The sequence below is a fragment of the Stenotrophomonas sp. SMYL11 genome, assembly GCF_036320005.1.
GTDB lineage: Bacteria > Pseudomonadota > Gammaproteobacteria > Xanthomonadales > Xanthomonadaceae > Stenotrophomonas > Stenotrophomonas maltophilia_A.
This window is the reverse complement of the sequence record NZ_JAWIRS010000005.1, coordinates 100,596-124,259: the sequence shown is the minus strand read 5'-3', so window position 1 is coordinate 124,259 and position 23,664 is coordinate 100,596. Positions and strand designations below refer to the sequence as shown.

The 23,664-nt window shown below is 65.0% G+C and carries 30 protein-coding genes; 13 read left to right on the top strand and 17 right to left on the bottom strand.

Annotated features, from left to right (window positions below):
• Positions 1–194: 194 nt before the first annotated feature.
• A complete protein-coding gene (locus V3B46_RS10430; RefSeq protein WP_329891853.1) occupies positions 195–1,088 on the bottom strand; it encodes an NAD-dependent epimerase/dehydratase family protein in 894 nt (297 codons plus the stop codon).
• 98 nt (positions 1,089–1,186) lie between these two features.
• Positions 1,187–2,098 carry a S41 family peptidase gene (locus V3B46_RS10425; RefSeq protein WP_329891882.1) on the bottom strand — a complete coding sequence of 304 codons (912 nt, stop codon included), beginning with the start codon at positions 2,096–2,098 and terminating at the stop codon, positions 1,187–1,189.
• A 50-nt stretch (positions 2,099–2,148) separates the two neighbouring features.
• Here V3B46_RS10425 and V3B46_RS10420 point away from each other — a divergent pair, with 50 nt between their 5' ends.
• Both V3B46_RS10420 and V3B46_RS10415 read left to right on the top strand, forming a co-directional pair.
• Complete coding sequence (locus V3B46_RS10420) at positions 2,149–2,613, top strand: MarR family transcriptional regulator (RefSeq protein WP_100474010.1); 465 nt, start codon at positions 2,149–2,151, stop codon at positions 2,611–2,613.
• Between the two features lie 316 nt (positions 2,614–2,929).
• Entirely contained in the window at positions 2,930–3,241 is a 312-nt protein-coding gene (locus tag V3B46_RS10415) for a KGG domain-containing protein (RefSeq protein WP_154264505.1), read from the top strand.
• A gap of 20 nt (positions 3,242–3,261) precedes the next feature.
• On the opposite strand, the gene V3B46_RS10410 is transcribed toward V3B46_RS10415, so the two are convergent.
• Complete coding sequence (locus V3B46_RS10410) at positions 3,262–3,408, bottom strand: hypothetical protein (RefSeq protein WP_229655250.1); 147 nt, start codon at positions 3,406–3,408, stop codon at positions 3,262–3,264.
• Positions 3,409–3,485: 77 nt separating this feature from the next.
• On the opposite strand from V3B46_RS10410, the gene V3B46_RS10405 reads away from it, so the two are divergent.
• Complete coding sequence (locus V3B46_RS10405) at positions 3,486–3,611, top strand: hypothetical protein (protein WP_329891852.1); 126 nt, start codon at positions 3,486–3,488, stop codon at positions 3,609–3,611.
• Between the two features lie 15 nt (positions 3,612–3,626).
• Here the strand turns inward: V3B46_RS10405 and V3B46_RS10400 are convergent, their stop codons facing one another.
• Positions 3,627–3,977, bottom strand: coding sequence for a VOC family protein (locus tag V3B46_RS10400; protein ID WP_100474014.1), 351 nt, complete (start codon positions 3,975–3,977; stop codon positions 3,627–3,629).
• Positions 3,978–4,081: 104 nt separating this feature from the next.
• The gene (locus tag V3B46_RS10395; protein ID WP_329891881.1) at positions 4,082–4,282 is read right to left on the bottom strand and encodes a hypothetical protein; all 201 of its coding nucleotides are present in this window, start codon (positions 4,280–4,282) and stop codon (positions 4,082–4,084) included.
• A gap of 187 nt (positions 4,283–4,469) precedes the next feature.
• Between V3B46_RS10395 and V3B46_RS10390 the strand changes: the two genes are divergently transcribed.
• A complete protein-coding gene (locus V3B46_RS10390; RefSeq protein WP_329891851.1) occupies positions 4,470–7,820 on the top strand; it encodes an autotransporter domain-containing protein in 3,351 nt (1,116 codons plus the stop codon).
• Positions 7,821–7,964: 144 nt separating this feature from the next.
• Here the strand turns inward: V3B46_RS10390 and V3B46_RS10385 are convergent, their stop codons facing one another.
• Together V3B46_RS10385 and V3B46_RS10380 are read right to left on the bottom strand one after the other, a co-directional pair.
• Entirely contained in the window at positions 7,965–8,417 is a 453-nt protein-coding gene (locus V3B46_RS10385) for a PA2169 family four-helix-bundle protein (protein ID WP_005419568.1), read from the bottom strand.
• A gap of 453 nt (positions 8,418–8,870) precedes the next feature.
• Positions 8,871–9,827, bottom strand: a complete 957-nt coding sequence (locus tag V3B46_RS10380) for a DMT family transporter (RefSeq protein ID WP_329891850.1) — start codon at positions 9,825–9,827, stop codon at positions 8,871–8,873.
• Positions 9,828–9,834: 7 nt separating this feature from the next.
• Here V3B46_RS10380 and V3B46_RS10375 point away from each other — a divergent pair, with 7 nt between their 5' ends.
• Entirely contained in the window at positions 9,835–10,638 is an 804-nt protein-coding gene (locus tag V3B46_RS10375; protein ID WP_154264509.1) for an AraC family transcriptional regulator, read from the top strand.
• A 7-nt stretch (positions 10,639–10,645) separates the two neighbouring features.
• Here the strand turns inward: V3B46_RS10375 and V3B46_RS10370 are convergent, their stop codons facing one another.
• A complete protein-coding gene (locus V3B46_RS10370; protein WP_154264510.1) occupies positions 10,646–11,062 on the bottom strand; it encodes a hypothetical protein in 417 nt (138 codons plus the stop codon).
• Between the two features lie 130 nt (positions 11,063–11,192).
• Here V3B46_RS10370 and V3B46_RS10365 point away from each other — a divergent pair, with 130 nt between their 5' ends.
• The gene (locus V3B46_RS10365) at positions 11,193–11,834 is read left to right on the top strand and encodes a glutathione S-transferase family protein (RefSeq protein ID WP_154264511.1); all 642 of its coding nucleotides are present in this window, start codon (positions 11,193–11,195) and stop codon (positions 11,832–11,834) included.
• A 21-nt stretch (positions 11,835–11,855) separates the two neighbouring features.
• Here the strand turns inward: V3B46_RS10365 and V3B46_RS10360 are convergent, their stop codons facing one another.
• Together V3B46_RS10360 and V3B46_RS10355 are read right to left on the bottom strand one after the other, a co-directional pair.
• Positions 11,856–12,263 (bottom strand): hypothetical protein, encoded by a 408-nt coding sequence (locus tag V3B46_RS10360; protein ID WP_154264512.1) that lies wholly within the window; start codon positions 12,261–12,263, stop codon positions 11,856–11,858.
• A 49-nt stretch (positions 12,264–12,312) separates the two neighbouring features.
• On the bottom strand, positions 12,313–12,732 hold the full coding sequence (locus V3B46_RS10355) for an H-NS histone family protein (protein ID WP_154264513.1): 420 nt from the start codon (positions 12,730–12,732) through the stop codon (positions 12,313–12,315).
• A gap of 118 nt (positions 12,733–12,850) precedes the next feature.
• Here V3B46_RS10355 and V3B46_RS10350 point away from each other — a divergent pair, with 118 nt between their 5' ends.
• Positions 12,851–13,243 (top strand): DoxX family protein, encoded by a 393-nt coding sequence (locus V3B46_RS10350; protein ID WP_154264514.1) that lies wholly within the window; start codon positions 12,851–12,853, stop codon positions 13,241–13,243.
• A 24-nt stretch (positions 13,244–13,267) separates the two neighbouring features.
• Here the strand turns inward: V3B46_RS10350 and V3B46_RS10345 are convergent, their stop codons facing one another.
• The 3 genes from V3B46_RS10345 to V3B46_RS10335 form a co-directional block, all read right to left on the bottom strand.
• Positions 13,268–13,954: a hypothetical protein gene (locus V3B46_RS10345; RefSeq protein ID WP_329891849.1), complete on the bottom strand. Its 687-nt coding sequence runs from the start codon at positions 13,952–13,954 to the stop codon at positions 13,268–13,270.
• A gap of 60 nt (positions 13,955–14,014) precedes the next feature.
• Positions 14,015–14,662 (bottom strand): hypothetical protein, encoded by a 648-nt coding sequence (locus V3B46_RS10340; protein ID WP_329891848.1) that lies wholly within the window; start codon positions 14,660–14,662, stop codon positions 14,015–14,017.
• Between the two features lie 306 nt (positions 14,663–14,968).
• Entirely contained in the window at positions 14,969–15,322 is a 354-nt protein-coding gene (locus V3B46_RS10335) for a hypothetical protein (RefSeq protein ID WP_049401054.1), read from the bottom strand.
• A gap of 50 nt (positions 15,323–15,372) precedes the next feature.
• Here V3B46_RS10335 and V3B46_RS10330 point away from each other — a divergent pair, with 50 nt between their 5' ends.
• Complete coding sequence (locus tag V3B46_RS10330) at positions 15,373–15,642, top strand: hypothetical protein (protein WP_162489854.1); 270 nt, start codon at positions 15,373–15,375, stop codon at positions 15,640–15,642.
• A gap of 806 nt (positions 15,643–16,448) precedes the next feature.
• Here the strand turns inward: V3B46_RS10330 and V3B46_RS10325 are convergent.
• Genes V3B46_RS10325 through V3B46_RS10310 form a run of 4 tightly spaced genes read right to left on the bottom strand, consistent with a single transcriptional unit; the run spans position 16,449 to position 20,098 of the window.
• Positions 16,449–17,159 (bottom strand): DNA-methyltransferase, encoded by a 711-nt coding sequence (locus V3B46_RS10325; protein ID WP_049401053.1) that lies wholly within the window; start codon positions 17,157–17,159, stop codon positions 16,449–16,451.
• On the bottom strand, positions 17,077–17,331 hold the full coding sequence (locus V3B46_RS10320) for a Com family DNA-binding transcriptional regulator (protein ID WP_080355153.1): 255 nt from the start codon (positions 17,329–17,331) through the stop codon (positions 17,077–17,079). Before V3B46_RS10320 ends, V3B46_RS10325 begins: the two co-directional genes overlap by 83 nt.
• Positions 17,328–18,341, bottom strand: a complete 1,014-nt coding sequence (locus V3B46_RS10315; protein WP_049401052.1) for a phage portal protein — start codon at positions 18,339–18,341, stop codon at positions 17,328–17,330. The genes V3B46_RS10320 and V3B46_RS10315 overlap by 4 nt, the downstream gene beginning before the upstream one ends.
• A complete protein-coding gene (locus tag V3B46_RS10310) occupies positions 18,341–20,098 on the bottom strand; it encodes a terminase ATPase subunit family protein (RefSeq protein WP_049401051.1) in 1,758 nt (585 codons plus the stop codon). Before V3B46_RS10310 ends, V3B46_RS10315 begins: the two co-directional genes overlap by 1 nt.
• Before the next feature lie 154 nt (positions 20,099–20,252).
• Between V3B46_RS10310 and V3B46_RS10305 the strand changes: the two genes are divergently transcribed.
• From V3B46_RS10305 to V3B46_RS10285, 5 genes are all read left to right on the top strand, one after another.
• Entirely contained in the window at positions 20,253–21,113 is an 861-nt protein-coding gene (locus tag V3B46_RS10305; protein WP_049401050.1) for a GPO family capsid scaffolding protein, read from the top strand.
• 36 nt (positions 21,114–21,149) lie between these two features.
• Positions 21,150–22,166: a phage major capsid protein, P2 family gene (locus V3B46_RS10300; RefSeq protein ID WP_049401049.1), complete on the top strand. Its 1,017-nt coding sequence runs from the start codon at positions 21,150–21,152 to the stop codon at positions 22,164–22,166.
• Positions 22,167–22,169: 3 nt separating this feature from the next.
• Positions 22,170–22,877: a phage terminase small subunit gene (gene gpM / locus V3B46_RS10295; RefSeq protein ID WP_049401048.1), complete on the top strand. Its 708-nt coding sequence runs from the start codon at positions 22,170–22,172 to the stop codon at positions 22,875–22,877.
• Positions 22,878–22,981: 104 nt separating this feature from the next.
• Positions 22,982–23,449, top strand: coding sequence for a head completion/stabilization protein (locus tag V3B46_RS10290; RefSeq protein ID WP_049401047.1), 468 nt, complete (start codon positions 22,982–22,984; stop codon positions 23,447–23,449).
• Positions 23,449–23,664, top strand: a complete 216-nt coding sequence (locus V3B46_RS10285) for a tail protein X (protein WP_049401046.1) — start codon at positions 23,449–23,451, stop codon at positions 23,662–23,664. Before V3B46_RS10290 ends, V3B46_RS10285 begins: the two co-directional genes overlap by 1 nt.

Below are 23,664 nucleotides of genomic sequence, written 5' to 3'. Positions count from 1 at the left end.
CAGTTCAGGACGACCGGCACCGCGAGGGCACCGCGCAGGTGCGCGATCCGTCGCGCAGGCCACCGGCCGCCGGGACACGCCCGGCGCTGGAAGCGCACCGGGTTAGCGGCCGCCTGTGAACGAGGTTGAGGCGGTCCGTCTGCACATTCCTGAACCTGCTCAGGGTCGGGTCAGGAACCCGCCCCGCTGCCGCCCTATTCGGCCACGCGGTCCTTGATCCATTCCGCCCGCGGCAGCACCTCGATGCTGCCAACCGCGTACTGCTGCAGCACGTCGTCCGGGCCGAAGCGCGGCTGCCAGCCCAGTGTGCTGCGCATCAGTGCACTGTCGTAGACGCGGTCAATGCTCAGCGGCAGCGGCCAGCCACGGCGCTCGAACTCGGCCAGCAGCTGCGGGGCGCGGCGGGCCAGCACCCTGCGGGGCTGGGTCGCCAGTTCCAGGCAATCCTCACGCAGGAACGGCGTCGGTGCGCAGGCAACGTAGCGTGCGAAGGCAGCGCCCTCATCGTGCAGCAGCGCGGCATGTGCGCTAGCCACGTCGCGCGCGTCGATACCGCGGTGCAGGCGGAACATCGCCATCCGCTCCGGTGGCTCGGGGAAACAGCGGGCCATGCGCAGCACGCGCACGCTGAAGCCCGGCGCCGCAGCGGCTTCAGCCAACGCCTCGGCCTGCAGCTTGCTGCGATGGTAGATGGTGCGTGGCAGCGGCTCGGTATCTTCATCGATCCAGCGGCAACCGCCCGCCACCACCGCGTGGCCATACAGCGCCGTGGTGCTGGTCAGCACGAAGCGGCGTGCACCGGCCTCGCGGGCAGCCTGCAACAGGTGTGCGGTCGCATCCACATTGATCTGCTGGAATACTGCATCCGGCACCAGGCCGACATGGGGTGCGTGCAGGGCGGCGGTATGGATCACCGCGTCGACGCCCTGCACTGCCCGCATCACGGCCTGACGATCGGTGACATCGGCAATGATGCGGGTGGTGGCGAATGGGCTGCGATCCAGCCCCACCACTTCGTGGGCCGCCGCCAGCGCGCCGAAGATCGCACGCCCGATCCGCCCGGAACTGCCGGTCAACAGAATCTTCATTGAGTCCATTCACTCGAAGCGCCCGGGAACTACCGGGATGCTTCGATTCTAGGCATGCAATCTCGCATCTGCGATAGGGCAGCCATGCAATGGTGCGTTCATCTTGACGACTTCGCAGGCGCCAGCAGTTGCCGCGCGATGAACAGCGGATCGTCGCCACCGGCCACATCAGGCCTCACGCCGGTACGTTCCCAGTTGCCACCGGTGCGCAGATTGATCGGTTGCCGGTCGGGAATGCTGATCTGATAGCCATCGGGCAGCAGCACAGGATCACCAAACATATGCGCTGCGCCGCCGCTGCGCGTGCCGACAATGCGCGCGCGGCCCAGGGCCTGCAGCGAGTAGGCGACGAACTCGGCGGCCGAACCGGTGCGGCGGTCGATCAGCACCACCAGCGGTTTCAGGTAGGCGGGCAGGCTCGCTGGCGGCAACGGTACCGGCGTGCGCCGGCCGCGCTGGTCCAGCTGCTGCACCGTGCCGATCTTGGCGTCCAGCAGTGTCCGTACCAACAGATCGGCACTTGCGTCGTCGCCGCCGCCGTTCTGGCGCAGGTCCAGCACCAGGCCCTCGGTGTCGGCCAACAACGTGAAGGCCGCAGCGAACTTCGGCCGCGCCAGATCCAGCGGATAGAAGGTACTCAAGCGCAGGTAGCCAACGTTGCCCTCCAGCACCCGCACCTCGCGCACGCCGGCGCCGTTGCTGCGGGCATCGGCGCGCCAGGCCATCAACCAGTCGTCCTGGCCAGCCGCCGCGTCCACGCGTTCAACGTGGAAGTGGCCATCGAACATATCCAGGTCTTGGTTCAGGCGTGCGCTGAACGCAGCAGGATCCGAGCAGCTGTCCGCATAGCGCTGCTGCGTCGACCAGGTGCGCAGGGCGTCGGCGATGCGGGCGCCCTCCGCCTCGTCCAGGTACTGCGCCTGCACGGCGCTGGCCGCCGCCTGCAGGACCCCGTCCTGCGCGGGGCAGGCTGCCGCCAGCAGCACGCCGAGCATCCAGGAGACCGCCATCATCCACCCCCGCATTGAAGATATATAAGTGCTTATATATCATTCCGGTCATGGATCTCCAACACGCCACGCTGGGCACCCTGCTGCGCGCCCTGCTCGACCAGCTGGACCCGGCTGTGGAGCAGGCCTACCAGGATCTGCAACTGGACTACCGGCCCCGCTACACGCCAGTGCTGCGCACGCTGATGGCGCAGGGCCCCTGCCGGATCAAGGATCTGGCGCTGGCATGCGGGCTCAGCCATTCGGCGCTCAGCCAGACAGTGGCGGCGATGATGCGCGCTGGCTGGCTGCTCGCAGCCAGCGGCGATGACGGGCGCGAACGCATCCTGCACTTGAGCCCACGCGCGCGACGGGCGTTGCCTGCGCTGCAGGCACAGTGGCAGGCCACCGCGCAGGCAGCGCGCAGCCTCGATGCGGATCTGGGCCAGTCGCTGGAGCAGGTGCTGCGCGAAGCACTGGTGGTGCTCGAACAGCGGCCCTTCGCACAGCGCCTGCAGGACGCCCGTCGGCGCTGAGGCGTTGCTGCTCAGCGGCCATCTCGATTTCGCTGAGGAAGATCCAGCGGCCATCTGCCACGCGCAGTTGCAGCGTGTGGCACTGCACATCCCAGCAGTGCGAGCCACCCGAATGTGCTCATGCTGTTCTGTCCTCTCTGGGTAGCCAGAGCGCATGGCGGCCCATGCTCGCCAAGCCGCGCAATCCGCGCAGCAGCGTAGCTGCGCCGTGAATGGCAGTGCGGTGCGGCGTGAAGGCAGCGATGCCGGTGCGGACACTTCCTTAGCCGGGCACCGGCAAGGATGAGCGTCCCTTCCATGCAACGGGAGCCTTCACATGGCTGACCAGCATCACGGCACCTCCCCTCGTGGCTTCGCTTCGATGGACCAGGACAAGCAGCGCGCGATCGCCGCAAAGGGCGGACGCGCCGCCCATGCGTCCGGCAATGCACATGAGTTCAGCCCGGCCGAGGCACGCGTGGCGGGACGCAAGGGCGGCGAGGCAATCAGCCGCAATCGCCAGCACATGGCGGCGATCGGCCGCGAAGGCGGGCACGCGCGCCACGCCAATGCACGGCAGCAGCAACAGCAGCACGCGGCCGATGCCGCGCCAACGACGGAGGAGGGGCCGCAACGCCAGCACGGCTGACCGCAGCGCGCTCAAGCGCACTAGCGCTGCCGGTACAGGCCCGGCGCTGCCAGCAGGGCCAGCACGCCGGCGACGGTCATCGCCCAGCCGAAACCGCCGGCCATGGCGCCGCGGCACCAGGCCAGACTCTGCGCCCCTGGCAGCAGGGCCGACGGCTGCAGGTTCAACGTGTGTGCCTGCGCGGCCACTGCGGGCTGCCCAGGCTCATGCCAACGCCGAGCAGCAGCATCAGCAAGGCACTGGCGTGGTCTCACGTGTTGCCGCTGCGGCGGCACCGGATACCGCCATCTTCATTGCGACGGTGGTGGCCGATTACCCGCGCATGGTCGGCGTGTCGCCGGCCCCGAAGCGTGGCGGCACGCGCCGCTGAAGCCCTCGCCGTCGCTCAGGCGTGGGCGAGGATGTTCAACAACCGACCGAATGGATCGCGGACGAAAAAGCGCCGCACGCCCCAGGGTTCGTCAGCCGGACCATATTCCAGCGCAACGCCGGCCGCGCGCATGCGCTCCAGCACCTCCTGCAGGTTGTCCACCTCGATCGAGAGGTCCGGCACCGGTGCTCCGGAACCCCCTTCGCTGGCGAAGCTGACCTGTGCCAGCGCACTGCCCTGCCCGCCATGGGTGACGATCCAGCCATGGTCCATCACCACCGGCATGCCGAGCAGTTCGCCGTAGAACGCTGCGGCACACGCGGGGTCGGGGGTGGCGATGTTGGCGACGACACGCTTGACGGCCATGTACCACTCCAGCAGGAAGAATGCGTCGAGACTGCCCGACCCTGCGCACAGACAGAAGAGCCCCGTCACAGACGGGGCTCGCCCTCAGCCGTTCACGGCAGGGCTTACACCGCGCCGCAGCGCTCCATGATGCATCGATCGTATTCGTACTGGCATTCCATGGCATCACCACCACCGGATACACACGCCTGATAGGCCCTCCAGCAGGGCAGATCGCAGGGCTGAACCGGTCCGGCCACGGCCACCGAGCCGCTGCAGGCCAACGCGAACACAACACCGGCGATCACTTTCCCGAAAGTACGCATCGACATCGCTCCTTGATAAGCCTGGTGAGCCCAGGCCAAGCCACGGTAAAGGGACCGAGGGGAGACCGGGTGAAGTGTGCGTCACAAATAATTAACGCGTTCATAAAAATCCCTTCACATCACTGGGGGATATCGCCACGCCTTGGCGTTAACGGCCCTGTTGTCCGTCAACCAAGGAAGTTGTCTGATGAATTACCCGCTGTACGGCCGTTCGTCCCGCTCCCTGTCGCACCGCCCGCTGGCGCTTGCCGTCGCCAGTTCGCTGCTGCTGGCCACCGCGCTGCCAGCCATGGCCGGCGAATCACTTGATGCCTGGCAGCAGCAGCGCCAGTTGCAGGCTGCATGGGCGCAGCCCGCTGCCAGCACGCCACCCGCAGCCACGGCCACCGCACCTGCCGCCAGCAGCACCGCCGTTCTTGGCAGCCCAGGCGATCCGGCCAGCTGGCGCAGCGATGAATTCAACGCTGATTGGGGCCTGGGTGCGATGGGCGCCGACTACGCCTATGCACGCGGCCTGACCGGCAAGGGTGCGCGCCTGGCGCTGTTCGACTCAGGCTCCGCGCTGGCACATGCGGAATTTGCAGGACGCAACACATCCAGCATCACCATTGGCGCCGACTGCGCGACGCCGGGTGTCGTCGCAGGTACCGGCGCCTGCGGGCAGACCCGCGGCGAACAGCCAGGCTTCAACTACTACGGACTCGGCGCCGGCGTTCCGGCCTCACTGGCGGCACGCCTGATCGCGGCTGGCCTTCCCTATGGCTTCAGCTATGCCGATCATGGCACCCACGTACTGGGCACCATCGGCGCCAACCGTGATGGCACGGGAATGCACGGCGTAGCCTTTGGTGCGGACCTCACCGCCGCCCGCGTGTTCGGCGACACGTACTACGAATGGCGCCTCGACCCGGATGGCTACTATCGCCCGCGCGCCGTGTACCGCACCGATCCGGATGATGCCGCTACGCTGGACATGTATGCGCAGATCCAGGCGCAGGGTGTACGCGCCATCAACCACAGCTGGGGCATTTCCACGCGCAACATGACCGCCGCCGCGCTGGACCAGCAGTACGCCAGCATCGGTGCCGACTACGGCGTGTACGGCAGCATCTACGCCAGCGACGACGATACCCCGGGCTCCACCCTCATCCAGGTGTGGTCGGCCGGCAACGGTAGCGGTGCGGTTGCCGGCATCACCGCCTCGATGCCGCGCTGGAAGCCCGAGCTGGAACCGTACTGGCTGGCGGTCGCCAATGTCCGCCGGCCCAATGCCGCCGCAGGTGAAACCGACTACGTGATCGATGGCAGCTCCAGCATCTGCGGCGTTGCCGCCAACTGGTGCATCTCGGCCCCCGGCACCGACATCCTCAGCACCGTCGTCTCCGGCGATATCCAGGGCCGCATCGAGAACACCTCCGCCTACGTACGGCTGATCATCGACAGCGAGAACACCAACTACGTCTACGGCACCAAGACCGGCACGTCGATGGCCGCGCCGCACATCACGGGCGCTCTCGGCCTGCTGATGGAGCGCTTCCCGTATCTGGACAACGCCCAGGTCCGCGACGTGCTGCTGACCACCGCACGCGATCTCGGCGCGCCGGGTATCGACGCAATCTACGGCTGGGGCATGGTCGACCTGCGCAAGGCCATCGAAGGCTACGGTTCGCTGCGCGTGGATACCAACGTGGTGATGAACCAAAAGGCCGGCGGGCTGAAGGTCTGGGAAGGCGATGCTTGGGACAACTGGACCAACGACATCGGCGGCCCCGGCAAGCTGACCAAATCCGGTATCGGCTGGCTGCGTCTGAGCGGCAACAACAGCTTCAACGGCGCGGTAGTGCAGGACGGCACGCTCGAGTTGAACGGTGCGAACACGCTCACCTCGGCGGTCGAGGTCCAGGGCGGCCGGTTCCTGCTCAACGGCAACCTGGTCTCCACCGCCTTGACCACCACCGGTGGCGTCAGCACGGTCAGTGCCAGCGGCGTGCTGAACAACAGCAACCTGGTGGTCAACGGCGGCGTGGTGTCCTTCAATGGCACGCAGACCGGTGGCACCACCACGGTCGGCGCCAATGGCCTGCTGAAGGGCGTCGGCACGCTCGGCAACACCCGCGTGGACGGCATCATCGCGCCGGGCAACTCGATCGGCACGCTGACCATCAACGGCAACTACGTGCAGGGCGCTACCGGCGTCTATGCGGCGGAGCTGGCACCGGGTGGCCGCAGTGACCAGCTGCATGTGACGGGCATTGCCACTCTCGGCGGCACCCTGGTCGCGCTGCCGGAACCGGGCGTGTACTACCTCGGCGAACAGTTCAACTTCCTGCGTGCCGACGGCGGCATCAGCGGCCAGTTCGCCAAGACCGACTTCAGCGCGTTCTCGCCCTTCCTGCAGTTCAGCCTGGCCTACGGCGCCAATGGCACGCGTATCGATGTCGCCCGTGGCGCCTCGCTGACCACGGCTGCCAACACCCCCAACCAGCGTGCAGTGGCGGCGGCGGCCGACCTGCTGCCGATCGCCCAGGGCCTGCCCAAGCCGCTGACCCAGCTGTTCCCGCAGCAGGTCGGCGGCGTGCTCGACGGTCTCAGCGGCGAGCTGCATCCGGCCACGGCCATCGCCCTGGTCGAGGGCAGCCGCTACGTGCGCGATGCCGCACTGTCACGCCGTGCCGGCGCTGCGGCACCTGGCACCGACGCGGGTGATGCGACGGGTGCATGGGTGCAGGCCATCGGTGGCAACAGCAAGCTGGATGGTGACTTCAACACCGCCCGTACCGAAGCCAACAGCAACGGACTGCTGGTCGGCATCGACCGCGAGTTGTCCGGCTGGCAGGTTGGCGTGCTGGCCGGCACCGGCCGTACCGACATCAAGCAGCAGGACCGCCGCGCCAAGTCGAAGATCGATAACACGCACTTCGGCGCCTATGCCAGCCACAGCTGGGGCGGCTTCGGCCTGCGCGGTGGCGTGGCGTGGAGCAAGCACGAGGTGAAGAGTACACGTGACGTCACCTTCGCAGGTTTCAACGACAGCCTGAGCGCGCGCTACGACGCCCGTACCCGCCAGGCCTTCATCGAAGCCGGTTACCGCTTCGGTGGCCCGGAAGCGGGGCTGGAACCGTACCTGCAGGTGGCGCGCGTGGAAGTGGACCTCAAGCGCATCAACGAGCGCGGTGGAGCAGCGGCGCTGCAGGGCAAGGTAGACGACACCGGAACCATGATCGCCACCGCCGGCGTGCGCTTCGACAAGGGGTTGAAGGCTTCGTTCCAGCAGGAAAGCTGGCTGCACCTGCGCGGTGGCGTCGGCTATCGCCGTGCCTCGGGAGATCACAGCCAGGTCGCCAACCTTGCCTTCGCCAACGGCAGCACCACATTCGCGGTCAACGGCGCACCGATTGCCGACAACGCGGTGGTGGCCGAACTGGGCCTGTCGGCCTGGCTGACCCCGCGACAGCAGCTGGAACTGGGCTACAGCGGCCAGTTCGGCAGCGAGAGTCGTGACCATGGTGCGAATGCACGCTGGTCAGTACGTTTCTGATTCCAAAGCAGCATGCGCTTGACGGATTGGGGCGGCCTCGCGGCCGCCCCTCTTTTAGGTGTGTCCACAACGAGCGCAGAAGATGGCCGGGGCAGCATACTGCCCCGACCGTGGCGGCCCCGGGGAGAAGGCCGCCGATGATCGTCAGGCCGCCTTCATGGCGTGCTTGCGCGCACGCATCACGTTGTGGCACTCCTGCACTTCAGGCAGCAGCTGGGTGACTTCCTGGCGCACGGCCGGCGGAAGTTCGTTGTCCTTCAGCACATCCTTGAACGCGCCAAGCAGCCGGTCTTCAGACTCTTCCAGCTCGGCCACATAACCATAGTTGGTGTCGCCGAATGCAGCGCGGACCTTGCCATAGAACTGCTGCATCGAACCGACCACGGTGCCGTGCTCGGCCGGCTTGCCGCCGCTGGCAGCAACCGAGCCACTCAATGCAGCTACGATGCGGCCCTTGACACCGGCAATGCGAGTGAACAGGGCCGACAGTTCGGCATCCTTCACCTTGGTCGCAGCTTCCTCGTAGAACGACTTTCCGTCCCGGGCGATCTCGATCAGGTCGTTGAGGCGGTGTTCGATGGTGGACTGGGTGCTTATGGCGTTGCTCCTGTATCGTTGTTTCGGGGGAGAAAAGCAGCCTCGACTGCGCTGCCTGTGCATCCACTTTGGACACGCTCGTGTGGTTCGCAGGTGAGCAACGATTGATACGCACGTCACTTCACCCAACCCGCACTGACTGCTTCACGCCACAGTGGCACGTGGATCACATCGAGCGATCCTGGGCAGACTCACCAGGGAACGAAGAGGATGATCAGCACGATCACCAGGACTGCGACGAGCGCCCCCATCAGTACGTTCTTCTGCCGCCAGCTGGGCTTCGGTTTTCCGGGCGTATTCATTGAAGCGTCTCCTGCGGTCTGTTGTCGATGCAGGCAGGCTGATGCATGGCCGCATTCGGGCGCGTGGAGACTTCGTGCATGGCCCGTGCATGCCTGCACGGCAGGGAGGTAACAAGGCGTCCACGAGGCTGGACCGATCAAGGTCATCCACTCATCGTCCCACCCTGCCGTTATTGAGAAGCGCAACGGCGCGCCTGGCGCTGTACTCGGCGAACACCACCCCGGACACCGCCAGCAGGCCACCGCCCAGTACCCAGCCACTGAGCGATTCGCCCAGCAGCAGTACAGCCAGCGCGGCGGTCACGATCGGCACCAGGTTGAAGAAGCCAGAAACGCGCGCAGCGCCCAGGCGTGACAGTCCGGTCATCCAGGTCAGCGGCGCCAGGATCGAGGCACAGATCGCCGCGAAGCCGATGCAACCGACGGCGGTCAGATTGCTCACCCCGCTACCGACCAGCAGCTGCAGTGGCAGCAGGATCAGCGTGGCCGCCGTGGCCTGCAGGAACAGCGACTCCAGCACCGACAGCGGAATTTTCCAGCGCTGCATCAGCACGTTGTAGGCGGCGAAGGCCAATGCGCCGATCAGCATGATCGCGTCTCCGCGGTTCAGGCCCTGCGCCGCCAGCCGTGCCAGGTCGCCCTGCGATACCACCGCCACCACGCCGACGGTGGAGATCACTGCGCCAAGAATGGAAGTGCCACGCACCGGATGGCCCATGAACACGCGCGACAGCGCCAGCGCGATCAACGGAATCAGCGCCTGGATCACCCCCATGTTGGTGGCCGAGGTGAAGTGCGCCGCATAGTAGGCCAGGCACTGGTACATCACCCCACCCAGGCAGCCCAGTACCAGGAAGCGCCCGAGATTGGCGCGCACGGTCGGCAGGTTTTCGCGCAGACGTGGCAGCGCGAACGGCAGCAGGACCACCGCCGCGACCAGCCAGCGGAAAAAGCCGATGTCGATGGGACCGACCGAGCCCGAAGCAAGCTTGGTAACGATGGTGTTCGCGCCCCACAGCAGGCAGGCGAGGATCGGGAAGAGATAGTTCACGCGTATAGGTGTACGTAGGGGAAAGTCCAGCGTACGCTTGGCGTATATCGAGGACATCCCGAAAATGCGCCACTCCACCCCCGGCTTGCGGCAACCGATGGAGCCGATCCCCACCTTTCGCCAGCTGCCCGGTCCGATCTACTTCCGGCAGGGTGCGATGGAGCCCACGGACTGGGGCACGCACAGCCATCCGTGGGGCCAGTTCAACTTCGTCGCGCAGGGTGTGATGGAGATGAAGATCGACAGCGAGTGGATGGTGTCCCCGCCGCACTACGCGATCTGGATTCCACCAGGAATGGCCCACTATTCGCGCAACCGCTCGCAGCTGGCCTACCGCTCGGCCTATCTGTCGCCGGCCTTGTCACGCCGGTTGCCTGATCGCTGCCGTGCTCTGGAAGTCAGCCCGCTGCTGCGCGAACTGCTGCACGAACTGGCACGGCAGGGCGTGACCGATCCGCAGACCCCGGCCCAGCGGCGCATGGCCGCCGTGGTCATCGACCAGATCGTCAATGCAGCCGTACTGCCCAGCTTTCTGCCGATCGCCAGCAGCGATGCGCTGAAGCAGGTGATGGCGTACATGGAGAAACACCTGTCGATGGCCGAATCGGTTGCCGAAATCGCGCAGCGCCACCACATGAGCGTGCGCAAGCTCGAACGCCTGGCACGCAGCGAGCTGGGCATGTCGCTCGGCGACTGGCGTGGACGGGTGAAGTTCGTGCGCGCCACCGAGGCGCTGTGCACCCGCCGGCCGATCAGCCGGATCGCGGAGGAGCTGGGCTATTCCGGCGTCAGCGCCTTCGCCGAGATGTTCAAGCGGCACGCGCAGTGCACGCCGGATCAGTACCGGAAGCTGCATCGGGCGGGGTGAGGGCGGCCTAGAGAGCGATCAGCAGGTCCACAAGCAGCCTCGGCAGGAACAAGGCGGCCAGAACGCTGAAAAACAGGATCAGCAGCACCTTTGCCGTCAGTGGACGACGGCGGGGATTGCTCATGTACAGCTGCAGATCGCGCAGTTCATCTTCCAGTCCCCTCCGCACCCCTGCGCTCTGTGTACCGGGTTCGAGCAGCTGTCGCTCAAGCGCCTTCAGGCGCTTCATCAGCTCACGCGGCGGCGTAGCCCGCAGGATCAGCTGATTGAGCTCCTGAAGCCGGCGCGCCTGCGGCATCAGTGCTGCCACGAGATCATCCGGCGGAAGCTGTGAGACCCATCGCTGGGCATCCGCATCCATCTCAGCCTGCAGTACATCGCGTTGCTGCTGCAGTTCGGCCAGGGAAGTGCGGCGCTGCCACATGAGGAGGCACAGGAGGAGTGGTGGGTGGCGGGCAGTGTATCGCCCGCCGTCCCGGGAAGGGTGTCGATTTCCCGCCCCGTCGTTCGTCGGAGCAGGAAAGGCAGGCCCTTCGGCCTGCAGGAGTGCCACGATGTGCCCGATCCTCACCGCCTTTGCCACTTCCCCGGACCGTGGCCAGGGCCTGGCCCGTGACATGCGCGTGCGCTGGGCGCTGGAGGAGCTGGGCGTGCCCTACGACGTGCAGCTGCTCAGCTTCGCGGAGCTGAAGCAGCCCGCGCACCTGGCCCGCAACCCCTTCGGGCAGATCCCCACCTGGCAAGACGGCGGCCTGGTCCTGTTCGAATCCGGCGCGATCGTCCTGCACCTGGCCGAGCAGCATGCCGGCCTGCTTCCTGCTGATCCAGATGCACGCATGCGCGCGATCATGTGGGTGTTCGCTGCATTGAATACGGTGGAGCCGCCCATCGTCGAGCGCTCGATGGCCTGGGTGCTGGAGCGCGAACAGCCCTGGTATGCACAGCGCCTGCCGATGCTCGACGAGCGTGTGCGCATGCGGCTGACGCAGCTGTCGGCGTGGCTGGGCAAAGCCCTGTGGCTGGACGGCGACTTCAGCGTGGGCGACCTGATGATGGTCTCGGTGCTGCTGCGCCTGAAGAGCAGCGGCCTCCTCGATGAGTACCCGCAGGTGGTGGCCTATGTGGGCCGTGCAACGCAGCGCCCCGCCTACCAGCGTGCGTTTGCTGCGCAGCTGCAGGTGTTCCAGAACGCCTGACGCTACGCCCGTGGGCAGCCCTCAGTGCAGACTGCGCCGACATGCGGCCTGCACCAGCATCAGCTGCGCCGCCAGGATCAGCATCGCGCAACCTGACAGCAGCCACGGGTCGATGTACCACTGCGCGTTGAAGCTGAACTCTCCGGCGGAAATGCGCTTCCAGCCGTTGAAGTGCTGCATCGCCGCGACCACGAACGCGAAGCCGCCTGCGGTGTACGACAACCAGGGCACGATGAGACCGCCCGGTCGCGCGAACAGCATCAGCACGCCCAGCACGCCGATGACCGTGCGCTGCACGCGGCAGTACGGGCAGACATAGGCCATCCCGCTCCATTCCACCGCCCAGGCCAGCAGACTGACCAGCACCGCCGCGCCTGCCGCGATGTGGAGGACTCTGGGTGAGATCGTCAGGCTGCCATCGTGTGCCATCCCGTGTTCCTTCGTTCAAAGACCCCGGCAGGGTAGCAGCGTGGCAGGTTCAATCCTTCTTGAAGACCGTGCGCTTTCCGATCGGGCTGCTCTTGCGCGCCGTCGGCCGGGCCAGGCCGGGAATCAGGAAGTCGGTCACCTTGTGGCCCTTCTGCACCTTGGACGCCAGCCAGCGCGGCATGCGCCCGCGGCCGGACCAGGTCAGGCGCTTGTACTCCGGGTCACGGTACTTGGCAGCCACTTTCCCGGTTCTGCGCCGTGCCGGTTTCCGGCGGGGAGCGGCCTCTTCGTTCGCCTCTCCACCGAACAGTTCTTCGAGGGTATACCCCGCTTCTGCTGCTGCGGCCTTCAACATCCGCCGTACCGCACTGGCCGGACGGCGGCTGGAAATCAGCAGTTTCCGCTGCTCAGCGGCAACCACCAAGGCGCCCAGCTCCCGAAGGCTGAGCGATTCAATATCAATCGTCATGGGAGAAAGGTCTCCTGCGGACGGCCGGCTGTCAAGGCGCCTTGCCCTTGGCGTAGACACGGGCTTCACTGCCGGTGGGCTCCGATCGCCTTCGCCGGCCATCTCCGAGGACACCGACGTGAGCCACCCATCCCATTCGCTCGCTTACCTGCTTGCACGCATCCTGCTGATGGCGCTGTTCCTCATCTCCGGCCTGGGCAAGCTCGGTGATCTCAGCGGCACCCAGGGCTACATGGAAGCGATGGGCGTGCCCGGCATCCTGCTCTGGCCGACCATCGCCTTCGAGGTCGGCAGCGGACTGTGCATCCTGCTCGGCTTCCAGACCCGGCTGGTGTCGATCGTGCTGGTGGGTTTCAGCCTGGTCACTGCCTTCATCTTCCACCACAACTTCGCCGACCAGACCCAGCAGATCATGTTCCTGAAGAATCTGGGACTGGCCGGTGGCTTCCTGCTGCTGGCCTGCACCGGCGCCGGACGCTACAGCATTGATGGCAGGGGGCGGCGCGGGTAAGCGCCGATCCATGACCTGCACGCGTTAGCGGCGAAGTTCAGCCTCCGGCGCCAATGTGTGGATCACCTTGCCCTGCGCATCAAGGAACTCGATCGCGCCGTAGCCTTCCGCAGTGACAGTCAGCCGCAGTCGGGTGCGGTCTGCCTTGTCGTTCAAGGCGATGGCGGGCGTGCCATCAGCACCGACCACCAGGCCGATTCGGGTCGGTGCCTGCACGCCGGGAATCAGCTTGTTGCCCAGCGCAGGCTCGCGGATCAGCTTGGGCGCCTGGTTGATCGAAAAGCTCACCGCACCATCGGGTGATACCCGCCAGCCGATCGCATCCATCGCCGGATGGTCCAGCGCAAGCACCGCCATGCCGCCGTCGACATCGGCGGTGCCGAAGCCACCGCGCTCGCTGCCCTTGTCGTCGTACAGCACCATGCCGGCCACGTTGAAGGCGCGCTTGTACTGCAGGCCATCGATGATCGGTGCCGGCGTCTTTCCGGACAGCGTCATGCGGATCACCCCCGTGTCATCGACGATATCGATGCGCCGTGCGGTGATGCGCTCGTGGTCCGGTGTTGCTACGCGCGTCTGCGGTGCCTTGTCGACGATCAGGCGTTGCAGGGTGTCAATCGACGGGCGCCTGGGTGAGTCGGACGGCTCGGCAGCGGCAGGCAGTGCCGCAAGGGTAGTCAGGGCGACGAACATACGGACACTGCGCTTCATGCGGGCTCCTTGTCGTACGGATCGGCGGAAGCCGCATCATGCCACCCTTGCAGCGCCCTCTCATGAGGGAGGCGGAATTTCCGGCAGCTGGAGCCCCTGTGCCAGGGCGAATGCACGTGACGCGTGCCAGTACGCCTCCGGTGGCCTCTGCAGTTCGGGCCGGCTCCAGTAGTCATTGATGTGCAGCATGCTCATCACGTAGATCCATGCAGCGCGCGCATCGTGGACGCGCATGCGCCAACGATGTTGCGGCGGAAAGTACGCGTAGTGCTCAAGCGCCTGCCGCTGTGCCTGCTCTTCGTCAATACCTGCCTGATGGATCAACGTCCACGCATGCATATGGCGCGCGTGCGCAAGCGCACCGAGATACTCATCCTCATCCAGCAAGGGAGTCGGCTCGCCGCGCGCCAGGCACAGCGCGTCCGACTGGGTGTCGTACTCCAGCGACGGCTGCGCCAATTCCGGGTGCTGCTGCCAGTACCCTTCGCCCTTCACGTGCAGCATCGCCCAGTGCCAAGGCTCTTCATGGAAGGCCAGTGCGTGTTCGTACTCACGGCCGGCGGCCTGGTCGGGATAACGTTCGCGTGCCTGTTCGATTGCCAGCGCTTCGGGAATCTGGCAGTAGCGCACCAGGCACCAGGCGAACAGATGCCGGCTGTGTTCGATTTCAGTGGTGAAGTCTTCCACCGGGGCGCGGGTATCGGGCATGTTCGATCCTTGCGTGTGGATCAGATGTTGCCTTGAAGGCAGTGCGCGCGGGGGAAGAGGAGACCAGCAGCCGATCATGCACGCTGAATTGGTGGGCCCACCAGGATTCGAACCTGGAACCAAGGGATTATGAGGCTCCACACTCATGCTTTGGAATCAACGGCATACATGCCGTATTTTTCCCGGCACCTCCCCGTGGAACGCGCATTGTTGCGCCGCCACGCATCCGTTTTTCCCGGCAATTTCTCTGCCTTCGCAACGCCCTTCCCCGTCGATCGACAGCCTGCTGCAGCTGCCGGCGCCCGGCTATCCCATCCAGCCAAAGGGCGGCGGGATGTGCAGCTTGGCCAACCTGTTCGCGCGAACCGCCGAACGGTACGCCGTGATCTTGGCCACGTCCTCGCGCAGACGGGCTTCATGCCTGGCCACCCATAGCTCGGCGCCGGCGCGGCCCTGCTCGTAGCTGCTGCAGCGGCGGCATGACCCGCCCGGCGCGCCAGGCCCGTCTCGATGCCGATCCAACGTGGCCACCCAGATTGCGTCGTCCACCCGCTGCGACAACGACACCACCCACACCCCCTCGCAGGCGATCACGGTCAGAGGATCGTTGGGGAAGCTGGCTGAACGTGTCGTCCAGTAGAAGTCGGCGGGCAGTGGCATACCGGCAGGATACGGCTGGCCATCGCAAAGGCTGCGACAGGGAAGCGTGCATGCAGAGCGATAGAGCGGGCGGCAGTGAGGCAAGAGGGCTGCTCACCACCCTTAAAGAGCAAATATTTTTTTGCCCTCGGGAAAAAGGCAATCTAGGCAATCACCCTTTCAGAAACTACATAAATTACTTATATTTCAATAACTTATACAAACATATCAAAGGCAATAATAGCGCAACCTTTGAGCAACCCGATTGCCTTTCCAGAGGGCAATTTTCACAAAGAATTTTTCCCTTAAAAATCAATGGCATTACATTTCTAGGGCTGTGAGATTGCTTCGAATTGCCATTTCTTGTAACCATAACAATCCTTTCATATCAACAACTTAGACGGCCAATTCCGGGCCGATTGCTGAGATTACTCTTTTCCCGACACCCCCCAGCTTCCTGAACGCCGGTCCCGCGCCTGACTGGCCTTCCCTGGCGCGCTGAGACACCCCTTTCGCGCAGGGAACCGCAGGGCCAGCCGGTGCCTGGGAACCCCGGAGAACGCCATACAGGGCCGGGGCTGGGCCGTTCCGCAGGGGGTGCAGAAAAAGCACCCTATGAAGTGCGCAGGCGTGGCGGGGAGACGAGTGCGCGCACCGGGGACCGGACCATACGCCACCGCCGAGTCGTGTATGGTGCTTGGGTTGGCAGCCGTCATTGGTCGACAAGCCGGGATCAGATTTGAAATGTCCGAGAGAAAATCGATGGGCGCAGATCAAGCGCAGCGAATAGGTGCAGCTGTCACCGAAGCCTTTGCTAAGTGGTCCGCTCCTGCGCGACATTTGAGCGAGCGAATGGAGCCGGTGAATGCCGCGCTGCAGAATTTGAAGGCGCGAATGAGACCGGTCATTGCCGCGCTGCAGGAAACGGAGCAACGCAGGCTGCACCTTCGACAGCAACTCAAGCGGAAGGGGCGCACTGGTTGGCGTCAGCCACGCCCCCGGTAGAAGTGTGGTCGGCGGGTGGTGCAGAAGCGGCCCGACATCGAGCGCATCGCCGATGTCGTGGGGCAAGAAGCCAGCACGCGAACGGACTGCGGGCTTAGCCAAAGAAAAGGCCGCCCGTAGGCGGCCTCTCGGGCGGAGTTCGTTACTGGCGAGGAAGGCGTGATCGTGCCACGTCGAAGTAGTGCCCGGTCATCTCGATGCCGGTCCAGCTGTAGCCCTCAGCATCCGCGGCTACCAGCGTGGTGCCCGATCCGGCAAAGGGGTCCAGGATGCGCCCGCCTTCTTCGCAGATCCGCACCAGCTGGCGCATGAGGTCGGTCGGCTTGCCGGTCATGTGGTGCTTGTCCAGCTTGCGGACCTTCTCCCGCACAACGCCAGGCAACACCGGCGCACGCCGGCCGAGGGGCATATGGCCCTTGCTACCCCACACGACGTACTCGGCTTGGTTGCGGAAGCGGCCGAGCTGCGGCCGCACGCCCTCGGTCTTGTCCCAGACCGCCACACCGCGCCAGGTGAAGCCAGCACACTGCAGGGCGTCGGTGGTCAGGGGAAGCTGCCGCCAGTCGGTGAACAGCAACACCGGAGCGCCCTCCTTCAGCACTCGGCTGCATTCGGCCAGCCACAGGCGCATCCATGCGAGGTGCGAGCGCTGATCGCGTTCGTCGCCGACAAAGTCGGCATGCAGCTGCGGGCCATTGCTCTGCATGTACTTCACCTGGGGCGACTGCTGGCGGGACGCTGCATGCGTGCCACCACTGGCATACGGCGGGTCAGTGATGAGGGCGTCGAAGCTGTTGGCCGGCAGGGTCGGCAGGACGGTCAGGGCATCGCCGTGGATCAGTTCGTTTTTCATGGGTAGAGCCTTCTTCGTGGTGTCGCTCGCGGCGATCCGTGGAGAGGCTCTGGGCCTTCATGTGGTTCATATCCCCACAACGGGGGCATTTCATCTGTAGGTCATAGTCGCCTGCGGCCTTGGCCAGCAATCGGGCACAGGCGCCGCAGCGCAGGTTCTGGCGGCCGGTCATCGCTCTGTCGCTCCCAGCTCGAAGGGGTTGAAGCGAATGACCTCTTGGCCCAGCCATTCGTTGATCGCGGTCATGCGCGTCTGCAGTGGTGCCAGTTCCATCGCCGCCCACACATCCGCCGCGTCGCGGATCGACCCGAAACCGCCACTGTTCTGCGGCACGATGCCCAGCAGCTGCGGCGGTACGCGCAGCGCCGCCAGCATGTCATCGCGGGTGACACTCTTGATGCCGGCGAATTCATCCCGTGCCGCCACTTCACTGACCGGGATCACCTGCAGGCCGTCCTTCTTGCCGTTGGGCGAATGCACGAACAGGTTCCTGAAATTGCCCGGCCCGCGCGACTGGCGGAGGGCCTCGCGCAGTGCATCCACGTCCATGCCTTCGGGTTGCGGGTCGGTCATGTAGAGGATGTAGCCGGCGTGGGAGCCGTTGTTATAGTACTTGCGCCGGAACAGCGTCGCCGACTCATTCAGCAGCGCCGATTGCACAGCCGGCATCCATTCCGGCACCCCGTAAATTTCCTGATCCGCGTCGGCCTCGCGCAGCTGGAACACCTCGCCGCCGGGGAATTCATGTTCCACGCGGCCAGCGCGTACCTGGAAGAACTCGCCATCCTTCACGCCTCTGCGCACGTACTGCGCCAGAGGCACCGCCAGGCTGTGCGCGCCACCCGACAGGGCCCGGCGTCGCTCGACGTAGGCCATGCCGAAGGTGGTGTAATCCAGCGCCAACTGCGAGAACGCCTCCCGACTCAGCAAGCGGTGCGGACGAAACGTGCGCACCAGCATGTTGCGTTTGAACGTCAGGCCGCTGTGCAGGTACGGATTCGCCCTTGTCGTGCGAGACAGGCCATTGAGATCCACCGGTGGCTCGAAGTAACGGCCGTTCTTCCAGCATTCGAGGTAGTCGAGGATGCCGCGCGATTCCAACACAGGCGTGGCCTCGCCGAATGTGAACGCCTCGACGTTCGCCGGCGGCGCCACAGCAGCGCCCTGGTCGTTGTTTGTCATCAGTAAATCTCCATGATGCCGCGTGCCGCAGACCCGCCTTCCAGCGGCTCGTTCTGCAGGGCGTGCATGAGTGCCCACGCCAGATCGGCGTGGCCGGTGATGCGCGAGCGGCCAGCGGTGTACGTCACCTGGCGCCCGCTGGGGGTAATGGTTTTCTGGATGGCCAGCAGCGACTGCGTGAGGTCCGTCCAGCCGGCGTCGTATTCCAAGCGCTCGTTCTTGATGACGTCGAACGCCTTCAGCACCAGCCGGGTTTTCACTTCGGGCGAGTAGTTGAAGACGGTCACACCGGGGAAGAACTGGCGCACCAGCTGTGCCACGCCAGTACCCATGCCGGTAGCGTCGATACCGATATAGGTCACCCAATACCGAAGGGTGATCTGGTGGATAAATGCGGCCTGGGCGGCGAAGTCCATTCCCTTGAACTGATGACGTTCCAACACCCGGAACTTGCCACCCGGCACCTGCGGCGGGGCCAGCACAACGATGCCGGCGCTGTCGCCCGTCTCGGCCGGGTCATAGCCGATCCACACCGCGCGATCACCATAAGGGCGAATGGCGAACGGCTTGAAGTCGTCGGCCCAATCCACCCAGTGATCGACCTGGCAGGGCTGCAGCATCGTGAGTGGGAAGACGCTGGCGCTGTCGTCCACGAACTCGCACATCAGCAGATTGGCGAATTCCTCGGCGCTGTAGTCGCGGCGCAGTTCCTCAATATCGAACAGATCGCAGCCACGGCCCGCTGCGTCCAGCACGGTCACGATCTGGCGCCAGATGGCGTCCTCACAGCGGCGACCGCCCATCAGGCGCGCATGGCTCACGTCCAGCTGGATCTGCTGGGACACCGGCCGACCCTTGTTGAAGCGATCACCGGTCCAGAAATCGAACGCTTCGTGCGCCATGGTGGACGGTGTGCTGAAGTAGGTCTTTCGCCACTTCTTGTGCATCGCCATGCCGCTGGCGACTTTGTTCAGCTGGTTGAATCCGTAGGTCCAGAAGAACTCATCGAAGTAGAAATTACCGTGGTAGCCCTGCGCGGTGCGGGCGTTCGTACCAAGGAAGAACAGTTCGGCTCCGTTGGCCAACGTGATCGGATCGCCGGTCAGGTCACGGTCCAGCACCTCGCGCACAAACCCGCGCATGTAGCCGAGGAAGATATGCGCCTGGCTCTTGGATGCGCTCAGGAAGATCTGGTTACGGCCCGTGGTCAGTGCATCGATCAGCGCCTCACGTGCGAAGTAGTACGTGGCACCGATCTGGCGCGACTTCAGGATGATGCGCGTGCGCTCGTTGCCCGCCCGATACCAATCGCGCTGGTAGTCGAAACACCCATCCACAAACGCCGTCTGCAGGCGCTCGATCTCTTCGTCGCTGAACTCGTTCTTGCGGGCCTTCTTCTTCGGTGCGGCGTTGCGGTTGGCCACCGCCGGATTCAGGTCGGACTCATTGCCGCCGCCCTGATAGCGCTGAATCCGGGCCTGCCGTTCCAGCTGGCGGTGGAGCAGATCAATCTCTTTGAAGTCGCCACCGGTCTTTTCCTCTTTATGGATGAGGATGGCCAACCGCGCTTCCAGCGCCCCGCCGATGCGCTCGACAGTGTCAGCGCGGTCCCATTCGTCGCGCGCCTTCCAGCTGTGAACGGTCTTCTCTTTCTCGCCAATCAGGTTGGCGATATCGCACACGCGCCAGCTCATCCAGTAGAGGAATTTGGCTTGGCGTCGTGGATCGACGTGGAGTTTTTCGGCTAGGCTGCTCACGTGAACAGGTTGCCCGGCGTCACGCGCGCGCGACACGAAAACCCTCCGTAGAACAGCGGCTTACACATCGTTAGCGTTGCCGCCAACTCGCCCTCATTCGACCATGGGTCATCGCATCGAGAACCGATGCGCACCGACACCAGCAGAGGGCGAGATGGCCAGCAAAACCAAGAAGCGTTCCGAGTTCTTCCGTGTGGCCGTCGAAGGCGCGACCACCGATGGCCGCGTGATCGAACGACAGCAGATCGCAGACATTGCCGAAACCTACGATCCGCAGGTGTACGGCGCGCGCATCTGGCTGGAACACTTCCGCAGCACGCTGCCGGACAGCCCGTTCCGCGCCTATGGCGACGTGCTGGCGGTCAAAGCCGAGGAAGTGGACATCGCCGGCAAGAAGAAGCTGGCCCTGTTCGCGCAGGTCGAACCGACCGATGACCTGGTCGATATGGTGAACGTGCGCAAGCAGAAGGTTTTCACCAGCATTGAGATTTCGCCGGAGTTCGCCGACAGCGGCAAGGCGTACCTGTTCGGCCTTGCAGTCACCGACTCACCGGCCAGCCTCGGCACCAGCATGCTCGCATTCTCGGCACAGAATCCCGACAGCAGCCCGCTCAAGGATCGCAAGCAGGCTCCGGAGAACCTGTTCACCGAGGCCGCCGAGACCATCATCAAGTTCACGGTCGAGGATGAGCCGGAGGCACGCCCCGGCCCGGTCGCCGCGTTCCTTTCGAGCTTGGGCTTGGGCAAGAAGCCCGCACCGGCGCCGGCCAAGGAAGATTCCGAGTTCGACGTGGCTGAGTTCGCCACCAAGCTTTTCAGCGCGGTGGGCGAGCAGGACGCCGCGATGGCCAAGCTCAGCCAGGACAACCGCGAACTGCGCGAGCAGGTGCAGGCGCTGTCCACTCAGGTTAACGGCCTGCGCAAGAAGCTGGACGAAACCCCGCAGGCATTCACCCAACGCCCGCCTGTGCCCGGTGGCAAGGACGTGGACACCGCCAACTTCACCGACTTCTGATCGCGCCCACCTCTTTCACGATTCCGGAGCTATCCCATGCGTACCGAAACCCGTCACAAGTTCGACGGCTTTACCCAGCAGATCGCAAAGCTGAACAACGTCAGCGGCGTCGCCAACACCTTCTCCGTGGAGCCGGAAGTACAGCAGCGCCTCGAAGCGCGCATGCAGGAAGACAGCTCGTTCCTGCAGGCGATCAACATGGTCCCAGTCAACGAACTCAAGGGCGAAAAGGTCGGTGTGGGCATCAGCGGAACCATCGCCGGCCGCACTGACACCAGCGGCAACGGCGAGCGCAACCCCACCGATCCGAGCGCGCTGGACTCCAACGTGTACGAGTGCCAGAAAACGGACTTCGACACCGCGCTGACCTATTCCCGGCTCGACGCCTGGGCACACCGTCCCGAGTTCCAGACCCTGATCCGCGACGCGATCATCCATCGCCAGGCGCTGGACCGCATCATGATCGGCTGGCACGGCACCAGCATCGCCAAGAACACCGACCGCAAGGCCAACCCGATGCTGGAGGACGTGAACAAGGGCTGGCTGCAGAAGTACCGCGAACACGCCCCCGAGCGCCTGATGCGCGAAGGCAAGGAAGGTACGGGCAAGATCAAGGTGGGCGGTACGGGCGCCGACTACGGCAACATCGACGCGCTGGTGTTCGACCTGGTCTCCAACCTGATCGACCCGTGGCATCAGGAAGATCCGAGCCTGGTGGTGATCTGTGGCCGTCAGCTGGTCCACGACAAGTACTTCCCGATCCTCAACGAGGACAACAAGCCCACCGAGAAGCTGGCGGCCGAACTGATCTTGGGCACCAAGCGCATCGGCGGTCTGCAGCCGGTCATCGTGCCGTTCTTCCCTGCCAAGTCGCTGATGGTGACCTCGCTCAGCAATCTGTCGCTGTACTGGCAGATCGGCGGACGCCGTCGCCACATCATCGAGCAGCCGAACAAGAACCGGGTCGCCAACTTCGAGTCGTCCAACGATGACTACGTGGTGGAGGACTACGGCCTGGGCGCCGTCGCCGAGAACATCGAGTTCGGTTCCTAAGCCATGGCCGACTCACCCGCCAGTCGCCACGTGAAGCGTGCGCTCGCCGCCAAGGAAGCGGCGCGCACCGCCGGCAGCAACCTGATGGAAGGGACCACCATCTACCAGCAGATGCAGGTGCGTCTGACGGCCGACCGCGCCCGCCTGAAACAGATCCAGTCCACCCAAGGCAAGGCGCAGCTCAAGGTGGCACTGCTGCCCTCCTATGCTCCGTATCTGGAGGGCGTGCTGTCCGCCAACGCGGGTGGCAAGGACGACATCGTCTCCACGCTGATGCTCTGGCACTTCGATGCCGGTCAATTCGATGCCGGGCTGGACATTGCGCAATACGTGCTTGCACACGGGCTGGATATGCCGGACACGCACAAGCGAACTGCAGGCTGCGTGGTTGCCGAAGAAATCGGACAGTCCGCCCTGAACGCGCTCAAGACCAGCGCACCGTTCGATCTGGCTGTGCTTGACCGTGCGGTGGCGCTGACCGATGGCCAGGACATGCCCGACGAAGTGCAAGCCCGCCTCCTGGTGGCGCGTGGCCGTGGCCGGCTCGCAACGGATACCGACGACGCGCCGCTGGATGCGGAGGCTGTCGGCCAGGTCATCGACGATCTGCGCAAGGCCATCCAGCTGCATGACGCCTGCGGGGGCAAGGAAGACCTCAAGCGCGCCGAGCGCCTGATGAAGAAGTTCGAGGCCAGTCAGTCCAACGACTGACCTCACACCGAGCGTACCCCGCAACCCCGCCGGCTCGGGGCCGATCACCAAGACCTCTCTCCCTTGGTGTGACGCCCCGACCACCGGCGACCTACGAGGCCACCATGAGCAGCTTTGTTGCCAACGCATCACCCGCCGCCAAGCAACCCAACGTCACCGCCGGCGCGTTCTGGCCGGAGATCGACGTGGTTGCACTGCGCGAGGCGATCCGCGTCCCCGGCGACATACCGGCGCCCCGGATGCGCAGCACCGTGGTGTCGGCCGTCATGGACGTAACGCGGGAACTGGAAGCGTGGCAGGCATGCAAGGAAGCCGCCGGCTACGCCACCTTGGCCGAAGTGCCGGCACCGGTGATCGACGGCAGCACCCGGCTGGTGCATCTGTACCTGCGTGCTGTCGGATGCGCTACCGCCGTCGAACTGCACGAACGCTACCGCTCCTATGACGCCACCGCACAGGGCAACCAGCGTGCGGAGGAATTGACCCCGACCATTGACGAGATCCGCCGCGATCTGCGCAACGCCATCTGCGACCTGCAGGGCCTGCCGCGCGTCACGGTGGAACTGATCTGATGCGCGTCCTCTCGATGCAGGGCGACACGCTCGACGCGCTCTGCCACCGCCATCTGGGCACCACCGCCGGCATGGTCGAGAAGGCGCACGCACTGAACTACGGCATCAGCCTGCATGGGCCGGTCCTGCCCATCGGCACTGTCGTGTTGCTCCCCGACGTACCCGCACCGTCCACTGGCGCCGCGATGCGCCCCCTTGTTCAGCTATGGGATTGA